General features: G+C 53.1%; 7 protein-coding genes and 1 pseudogene. 2 read left to right on the top strand and 6 right to left on the bottom strand.

Annotated elements, in window-relative coordinates:
- Positions 1-198 precede the first annotated feature (198 nt).
- The 4 genes from L5470_RS12050 to L5470_RS12035 form a co-directional block, all read right to left on the bottom strand.
- Positions 199-543 (bottom strand): hypothetical protein, encoded by a 345-nt coding sequence (locus L5470_RS12050; RefSeq protein WP_099798256.1) that lies wholly within the window; start codon positions 541-543, stop codon positions 199-201.
- 85 nt (positions 544-628) lie between these two features.
- A complete protein-coding gene (gene folP / locus L5470_RS12045) occupies positions 629-1,432 on the bottom strand; it encodes a dihydropteroate synthase (RefSeq protein ID WP_499500113.1) in 804 nt (267 codons plus the stop codon).
- Between the two features lie 53 nt (positions 1,433-1,485).
- Positions 1,486-2,898, bottom strand: a complete 1,413-nt coding sequence (locus tag L5470_RS12040; protein ID WP_099798254.1) for an MFS transporter — start codon at positions 2,896-2,898, stop codon at positions 1,486-1,488.
- A gap of 24 nt (positions 2,899-2,922) precedes the next feature.
- Positions 2,923-4,062 (bottom strand): glycosyltransferase family 4 protein, encoded by a 1,140-nt coding sequence (locus L5470_RS12035; protein ID WP_499500112.1) that lies wholly within the window; start codon positions 4,060-4,062, stop codon positions 2,923-2,925.
- Between the two features lie 121 nt (positions 4,063-4,183).
- On the opposite strand from L5470_RS12035, the gene L5470_RS12030 reads away from it, so the two are divergent.
- Together L5470_RS12030 and smpB are read left to right on the top strand one after the other, a co-directional pair.
- A complete protein-coding gene (locus L5470_RS12030; protein ID WP_499500111.1) occupies positions 4,184-4,765 on the top strand; it encodes a PAP/fibrillin family protein in 582 nt (193 codons plus the stop codon).
- Between the two features lie 47 nt (positions 4,766-4,812).
- Positions 4,813-5,271 (top strand): SsrA-binding protein SmpB, encoded by a 459-nt coding sequence (gene smpB / locus L5470_RS12025; protein ID WP_099798251.1) that lies wholly within the window; start codon positions 4,813-4,815, stop codon positions 5,269-5,271.
- A 122-nt stretch (positions 5,272-5,393) separates the two neighbouring features.
- On the opposite strand, the pseudogene L5470_RS12020 reads toward smpB, so the two are convergent.
- A pseudogene (locus L5470_RS12020) lies at positions 5,394-5,495 on the bottom strand (transposase); the annotation flags it as partial.
- 122 nt (positions 5,496-5,617) lie between these two features.
- A complete protein-coding gene (locus L5470_RS12015; RefSeq protein ID WP_499500110.1) occupies positions 5,618-6,139 on the bottom strand; it encodes a hypothetical protein in 522 nt (173 codons plus the stop codon).
- Positions 6,140-6,445 lie beyond the last annotated feature (306 nt).

Here is a 6,445-nt window from a genome sequence, read left to right as displayed (position 1 = left end):
CGATCTAACATCCTGCCATTGCTTGCAGTGGTTTAGGCTTGCCGCCAAAGCGGTAGTGACTTACTTGCCGGGATTTCTCCGTACTAGGATGTTTCTTCGCGTAGTTGATACGCCTACTTTCCACGTCTCTAGTTTAACGCATAGAGAGGGCTAAAGCCCCCTGAGTTGGCTGTATCCCCTCGCTAAAGCGGAGGGGTTTTAGCCCGCCCACATCACTACTATAAATCGCTGGGTCATGGCATCCAGCAGTGTTAAGGGCACAGCAGCGCACTGGCAGGCTCGCTCAAAGGCTTGACTAACTGCGAGGGAGTCACTGTTGACGTGCTCTTCCACAAGACGGCCACGACTATCCCAGCGGCGAGTCACAGTACAGAGCGGCACCTTGGTTAAGTTGTAGCCTTGGCACGCTAAATAGACTCGAAACTGGCGTTCTAGGCGCTCCACGTGCTCCACGCTAAGGTGAATACCCAACTCAATCAGGAGTTGGGCAAAGGTACGATGGTGGCTTTCCGGGTCAGCCGTCATGAGGGATAGTTGGGACATTGATGCACACCTTCACAGAGCTTCAAGAGAGTATCCTGCGGATGTGCACAGCTATACACCCTCCTCGTGCTGAACCTAGTTGTAGCTAGTTGTGGCTAATTCTGGCATCCCTGCCTTGCAGCGCATCTGCCATGCGGCACACCGGTACGATGGCGGCAACATCGTGAACCCGCACCATTTCGACTCCTTGGGCAATGGCATGGCAGCACACCGCCGCTGTTCCCCAGACCCGTGCTTTGGGGTCGGGTTGGTTAAGAATATCGCCGATGAAGCGTTTACGCGATGGGCCTATGAGCAGCGGGTAGCCAAGGGACTTGAACCGGGACAGTTCTTTCAGCAGCAGCAGATTTTGTGGTGTGGTTTTGGCAAAACCAATCCCCGGATCGAGCATGATCTGTGAGGGATCGATACCGTGGGCGATCGCTGTGTGGGTTTGCTCCTGAAAATAGGTCAGCAAATCTGCGATCAGATCATCATAGTCCGTCAACTGTTGCATGGTGGCTGGGGTMCCCCGCCGATGCATGAGAATATAGGGCACCCCCAATTGGGCAACGGTGGCAAACATCGCCGCATCTGCTTGGCCGCCGGATACATCGTTGACAATATTGGCTCCCGCAGCAACCGCTGCACGGGCAACGTCGGCGCGGGTCGTATCAATGGAGATAGGAATCGCTGACTGCTGACGAATTCCCTCAATGACCGGTAGTACCCGTGCCAATTCCGCACTGAGGGGAATAGCGCTAGCGCCCGGGCGGGTGGACTCGCCCCCCACATCAATGACATCAGCCCCGGCTGCCGCCATGTCTAAGGCATGGGCAATGGCACTGGCGGGGTTAAAAAAATCACCGCCATCACTAAAACTATCCGGGGTGATATTCAAAATCCCCATCACGTAGGTGCGTTGTCCCCAAATGAGGGCGCGATCGCCCACGTACCAGCCGGTCACGATGCTGTATCCCCTTGATGCCGTGCATGCAATTTTAACAAGATCTCTTGGTGAACCGACTGCGTAATGGGGTAAAAATAGGCTAGCACTATCCCCCCTATCAGGCACAAGGTCGGCACAGGGCCAATGGCAAGCCGAATGGCCAGCAAGGCAGAGTCAGGCTGAACCGGCGGGGGCTGCCCTGCCACCGAAGAAATATAGCCGGCCCACTCCAAGGCTTGACCCACCACAAACAGCCCCAAGGCCAGACCAATTTTTTGCAGTAACACCATGAAGGCATAGAACACCCCTTCGCGGCGCTGACCACTATTGAGTTCATCCAAATCAATCACATCAGGAATCATTGACCATGGCACTAAATAGGCAGTAGAAACCCCAAACCCCGCCAAGATCGCAAAGGTATAAAGCAGCAGGGACTGTCCGGGTTGTAGGAGAAATAGTCCTGCTTGGGCAATGATCCATAGTGTCATCCCCATGTAATAGACCGCCTTTTTGCCCACGCGACGGCTCACCGCACTCCAGACAAAAAGCATCACCATGGCTGTAGCCTGCACCACAAGGGCAACTTGGGTGTAGTCTGCTGGAGTGAGCTTCAGCCAATCCCCAACAAAAAAGGGAATTAATGATGCGGTGATCTGAACGGCCAACCATGAGCACAGATAAATACCCATCACAAATAAAAAGGGGCGATTACTAAAGACAAGGCGCAATTGTGCCGTTAAGGGCAAGGTTGATCCGGCCTGAGTCGGGGTCGTTTTGTTGAACTGCTGTACTCGCGCTCGGGTTCCCCACACGCACCAGTAGATCGGCAACACCGATAGAACAGCCGCAATTCCGCCGAGTAGCAAGTATTGAGTTTGTTGATTTTCCACCGCTTGAAAGATTACTTGAGCCAAAATCAGCGAACCAATGCTGCCGCCAATGGAAAAGGCAAAGCGGAAACTGTTGAGACTTGTACGCTCGTTGTAGTCTGTGGTGAGTTCGGGGGTGAGGGCGGTATAGGGGAGGTTCACCGCTGTATAGACAGTATTGAATAGGATCCCCATCAGGACGTAGTAGCCAAAGAGCACCCACTGATGGTCACTGGGCACCCACCAGTTCAAGAAGAAGATAATGCCAAACGGAATGGCGCTATAGACCATCCAGGCATGACGGCGACCCCATTTGGCCGATTGGGTGCGATCGCTGAGGAAGCCGATAATTGGGTCATTCACAGCATCCCAAATTTTGCCAATCATCAAGACACTGCCTGCTAAGCCTGCACTTAACCCCGCCACATTGGTGAGAAAGACCATCAAAAAAAACACTTGCAAGTTGGCGGTAATGGCAGCTCCCAGATCGCCTGCCCCAAAGGCCAGCTTCGTTGCCAACGACAGCGGTGGACGAGATGAGGCCATCGGTGATGTCATGCAGGCTCCTCACGATCAGGGCGGTCAATGGCTCAGGACAACATTGGATCGCACTGTGGGCAATACAGACTCATAGTACCGCTGTAATTGCTGTGTTGCCGCGGCCCAACTCCAACGCTCTGCTTCGCGGCGGGCATTTTGGCGCAGATGTTCGCGAGCCGTAGCGGAGGCAAAGAGGCGCTCGCAGGCACTAATGGCGCCCTCGGGATCCGCTGGATCAAACAAAAAGCCGTTCTCGCCGTCGCTGACAATATCAGGGATGCCACCACTGTTGGCGGCCACCACTGGGCAACCCGCCGCCATTGCTTCTAGCAACACCAAGCCCAAGGTTTCGGTACGGGAGGGAAAGACAAACACATCTGCCGAGGCAAAGGCTGAGGCAAGGCGCTCTCCCTTGAGGTAGCCAACAAAATGCACAGGGGTATCGGCAAAATGTTTCTCTAGGGCTTCGCGGTGGGGGCCATTGCCAACAAGAGCTAGGCGTGCCCGCGGAATACGCTGCAAAATCGGCTTGATCTGTTCAATGTCCTTTTCGGCTGAGAGGCGACCCACGTAAAGAAGGAGGGGATCATCGGGATGGCCTTGACTGAGGAATTCGCGCATTTTGCGACTGCGATGCTGGGGCTGGAAGAGTTCGACATCTACCCCTCGCTGCCACAGATCAAGATGGCGAATCCCGTGGGCGCGTAGTTCTGTCACCATTGCCGAGGAGGTGCAGAGGTTGAGTTGGGCGCAGTTATGGCCGAGGCGCAGCAGTGACCATAACACCCCCTCTAAAAATCCTAAGCGATAGTACTTCAGATATTGGGGCAGATGGGTGTGGTAGGAGGCGACAAGCGGCAGGTGTAGCTTTTTGGCATAGTACAGCCCTGCCACCCCAAGTACCGCCGGATTCACGACATGGATTAAATCGGGTTGAAATTGTTGCAGTACCTTGCCAATGGCGGGACGCGGTAGTGCTAATTTGAGTTCTGGGTACAATGGCAGAGGAAACCCAGAAACGCCGTAAATCTGCGCCCCTTCATAGTTGTCAAGGCCACCTGCGGGAGCTACCACCAGTACCTGATGACCATTCCGTTGAAGATGACGTACAGTTTGACAAAGCCGGGTGACAATGCCGTCCACTTTGGGCAGGAATGTTTCAGTAAATAGCGCAATCCGCATGATGAAACCTGAATAGGACTGGAATTTTCCCCATTCTCGAACTAGGGTGTCCCCAACGCAAGCCATAGGAACTAAAATCTTTGCGTAAATTATTCTGCCCTAAGGAGGAACCGCGACAACCATGAGTAAAGCAGAATTGCTGGGGGCGATCGCTGGTCTGAATCGCGGTATTTTAGCTAGCCCCGGAGATCGCAAACGGGTGGCGGCACTCACAACAGACGTTGAAGCACTGAACCCCACCCCTGATCCTTTAGCTGCAACAGATAAATTGGCAGGAGACTGGCGGCYCATTTACACCAGTAGTCAAGCCTTGTTAGCCTTAGATCGCTCCCCCATCGTTAAGTTGGGGCACATCTACCAGTGCATTCGCCCACAGCAGCATCGCATTTACAATATCGCCGAAATTTATGGCGTGCCTCTCCTCGAAGGGGTGATTAGTGTCCTAGCACGGTTTGAACCCCTGACCCAACAGCGCTTACAGGTGTATTTTGAGCGTTCGATCGTTGGCTTTCGCCAGTGGCTGAACTACTATTCTCCCTCGCAGTTTATTCCCCAGCTCCAGAGCCGTCGCCCGTTGCTTGCCCTTGATGTTCCCTTAAACGACAATGAGCAACAGGGGTGGCTAGATATTACCTACCTCGATGACGATTTGCGGATTGCCCGTGGGAATGAGGGCAGCTTATTTATTCTCAGTCGTGTCTAGGCGGCAACAGGCTATAATGGCAGTCCCAGTCTGTGCCGTTCCCCCCTATGAGCGAGAGTTATAAAGTCCTCAGTGATAATCGACAGGCTCGCTTTCAGTACGAGATTCTGGAGACCTACGAGTGCGGTATTGTCTTGGTGGGTACAGAGGTGAAGTCTATTCGTGCGGGCAAGGTGAATTTACGGGATGGTTTTGCCCGCATTCGCAATGGTGAAGTGTGGCTGTTGAATGTCCATATTTCTCCCCATGAGCGTACGAACCAGTCCTACAACCATGACCCCCGGCGCGATCGCAAACTCTTGCTGCACAAGCAGGAAATCCGCAAACTCATTGGTAAAGTAGAACAAAAGGGGTTAACCCTTGTGCCCCTGAAGCTGTACCTCAAAAATGGTCGGGTAAAAGTTGCCCTTGGGCTGGGGCGGGGTAAAAAGCTGCACGATAAGCGAGCCGACCTGAAACAACGTCAGGATAAGCGCGATATGGAACGTGCCCTCAAGCACCGCTAAGCTGAGGTTGGCGATTGGTGCAGCACCTGCGAAAAACACATAGGGATTGCTTGGTAGCCCCGTACGTTAGTACGGGGAGGAAAAGCCCTTAAGCAACGTTAGTCGCCTACCAGTGATGAGGATCATTGAAGATCATTAATGTAGTTTTGGATTATCTCTGCGCTAAGATGCCCAGCGGTGCAAAAAAAGTAGCTTCTGCTCCAGAGACTAAGCAGTTTCTTCAACAAAACCTCCGAGAGACCCCGCGCTTCGACAAGCCGCGGAGGGATAGGAGCGGCGGCTGAGGAGTACATCGTCGGTGGGCTTTGCCTACGACACCCCGAAAAGCCGCCAATAGCGTATAATCCTAGCAGTGAACCACACCATCAGTTATCGACTCATCCAGCAGGCTAAGGCGACAAATCAGGCCATCGCAATTGACGATCTCACCGGCATCAGAGAACGCACCAACGAATTGCCCCGTTCCAAGACTGAACGGCGATGCAGTAATAGCTGGGCGTTCTATCAGCTTCGCTAATTCCTTGCCTACAAGGGCGTGAAGGTTGGCGTAGCCGTGAAGCGTGTAGAGCCTCGCTACACCTCGAAAACCTGTCATTGTTGCAACGTGATAGGTCATCGGCAGGGCAAAAGGTTTGCGTGCCTGAACCTGTCCTGCAGCTGGATAGGTGATGCTGATGTGAATGGAGCGAAAAATATCGCTACTTTGGGGGGTCTTGTAAACACCCTTGGAGGCTCCAAGATACTGTCTTGCCCATGGCAGGATGTTGTCTTGAGGGCTGCTGAAAGCCCCGTCCTCTATCGGGCGGGGTAGTTTACCAAAAAAACGCCGTAAAGCCCCTGCCTTCAGGCATGGGGATATAAGGCGCATGTTGTGTTATCGAAAATTTTGGGTCTAAAAACTCGTCTTTTAGAGTGGTTTTAGTTTAAACTAAAACCAGAGGTAAGGGTAATCAACCTCTCTAAAAACCCAATAGCCTAACGGCTAGAAAACAACCTAAGTTTTTTTTGGTTGGTTTAACAGTACCTTTGGGCAAAAGGGAACTGCCCCGCAAGGGGGAACGCTTGGGGAGATAAGCACCGCTGTTGTAGCAGGGCAACCTGATGCGATAAGTGCTGTCGCAGAACCAAGAACAAGAATCCCCTGCCTTTAGGCATGGGGAGTATGTCAAACTTT

The sequence above is a fragment of the Synechococcus sp. PCC 6717 genome, assembly GCF_022698185.1.
In the GTDB taxonomy this organism is placed as follows: domain Bacteria; phylum Cyanobacteriota; class Cyanobacteriia; order Thermosynechococcales; family Thermosynechococcaceae; genus Thermosynechococcus; species Thermosynechococcus lividus.
Note: the sequence above shows the minus strand (reverse complement) of the source record. Positions and strands in the feature narration are given on the sequence as shown.